This is a genomic window from Delftia sp. ASV31, assembly GCF_016428765.1.
Classification (GTDB): domain Bacteria; phylum Pseudomonadota; class Gammaproteobacteria; order Burkholderiales; family Burkholderiaceae_C; genus Comamonas; species Comamonas acidovorans.
Genome location: NZ_JAELTK010000183.1, coordinates 1 through 1,940, shown reverse-complemented (window position 1 = coordinate 1,940; position 1,940 = coordinate 1). Strand labels below are relative to the sequence as shown.

Sequence of the window (1,940 nt, the reverse complement as noted above, 5' to 3'; positions counted from 1 at the left end):
CCCCCCCCCCCCCCCCCCCCCCCCCCCCCCCCCCCCCCCCCCCCCCCCCCCCCCATTTTCAAGCAGAAGACGGCATACGCGATCAACGTCAGCGTCTCGTGGGCTCGGAGATGTGTATAAGAGACAGTTCAAAACCCAGTGTTGCCAAGTAGCCGCCTCTGGAATGGATTGGGCGGCTTTTTTGAAAAGGAGCTGACCAAGCGAGATGCCCAGGACGCACAGGACAGTAATGCTGGTGAGGATCGGAGTCATATCAGAGTTTTAAAAGGATGGTTCAGCGAGGATCACGACGGAAGTAGGGATCAATAGGTACGCCGTGCTGTATCAACGCGCGTGCAGCTTCGGGAAGCGCTGACCTAAGAAGCTCTGCCCCGTACCAAGTTATGATAGTGCCTGGAGGGCAGTTAAAGCTGATAGAAAGCTCGCCATCACCAGCTGGACGCAAGATGTCGTTGCCTTGGAATGCATAGGTATGAGGAGCGCCATCCAAATGAAGGGGTAGGAGTGGCTCAGGTGTGTACCAGCCGACGGGCTCATGCCCGTTGCTGAGTTGCATTTTTGCTCTACGGCAAGCGTGTGACATCTCTGGTGAGCTGATTGCGAAACGCAGCCGCCAGATGGCGTCCAACATATTTTGAGGAGCCAAAGAGGCAGCGTCCGGAATGCGAAGGGGAATAACAAGGGTGGCAGGACTGCTCTCCAGACGCCATTTTTCGGTCTGTAAAGGCGTGGCATTGATGGCTCGCATTGGGCCCATGGTATCCCGGTCCAGTACGATCTGAACGGGGCCTGGACGGTATGGATCCATACTTAACGTCTCATGACGCGCTGCATAACGTGTAATTGCGGGGGGTACGGCCGCTAGTAGTAAACCTATGAGAATTCTCTGGGATGTCCATTTGAGCCATTGAAAGGTGGCTCCTGTTTTTTCTGTGTAATGCTGCTTGATTGGCTTTTGAAGCAGTATGGCGATACTGACGCCACAGAGCAGCATTAACCAAGGTTCCAGAAAGAATAAGTTGTAACGCGTGTTGTAGAGTACCGGTGCCAGTTGAAGAACCATGCCAAGTACCAGTAGTGCCAAAAATAGCAAGACAACCAACTTCTCTCCATCTGCTCCTGCTGTTCCGGGTAGCTGTGGCATGGACCTCCCGGGGCTGCGCAGTGCTCTTGCCGACAAGGTTAAAGCGGCCAAGAGAATAGCCATCAATTCAAATGTCCTGAGAGTACGGAGTTTTGGTGCAATACGTAATTCGGGTGTGCTGTAAAATAACCAAGCTTTTAGCTTTCCAAAAAAGAATACTACATTATCATGTGGTGAAGTGTTTTTGAGAATATCAATTGCAACGCGCGCATTTATTTTATCTGCTGTTTTATTGAGCGGGTTTCCTTGAGTCTGGGGTGAGACTGTTGAAGGGGTGATTCCTGCATCGTACCTGAAGCCTGAATACAAAGGTTCCAAACCCATTTTGAAGGGGCTTAAGCCATAGTAGAGCCCTGAACCCGCACCAGTTCCAAGACCCCAAACACCAAAGTACATGCCATTTTTTACGGCAACAGCAGCCGGCAGCATTAGAGCTATCAGCAACGCTATACAAAATCTTCCATTAATTCGCTGGGAGAATTTGGCGATGACAGTACTTGGGTGGGGTACTTTTCGAGTGCAAAATATCGTGAATGCAAGCGCCAGTAGTAAGGCGCCTAATGTAAAAAATTGCAGAACAGGTCTCGATAACAGGGTAATAGTGAGGCCCATTGAAAAAAAGATCAATGTCGTACGAGGTCGCTGGTTTTTCAGTGTATATTCAATAATTGACGTGGTGCATAGCATTAAGCCGAATAAATATCTGTCTCTTATACACATCTGACGCTGCCGACGAAATGCGAACAGTGTAGATGTAGGGGGTGGGGGGGGGGGTGGGGGGGGGGGGGGGGGGGGG

1 protein-coding gene is annotated in these 1,940 nt (G+C 51.1%); it reads right to left on the bottom strand.

Features of this window, described 5'->3' with window-relative positions:
* Window positions 1-274: 274 nt before the first annotated feature.
* Window positions 275-1,831, bottom strand: a complete 1,557-nt coding sequence (locus tag JHD82_RS28875) for a hypothetical protein (RefSeq protein ID WP_199140319.1) — start codon at window positions 1,829-1,831, stop codon at window positions 275-277.
* Window positions 1,832-1,940: the final 109 nt, after the last annotated feature.

Bases quoted from the DNA above. Each gene is read 5' to 3' on its own strand.
- JHD82_RS28875 (WP_199140319.1), bottom strand. From the start codon at position 1,831: ATGCTATGCACCACGTCAATTATTGAATATACACTGAAAAACCAGCGA.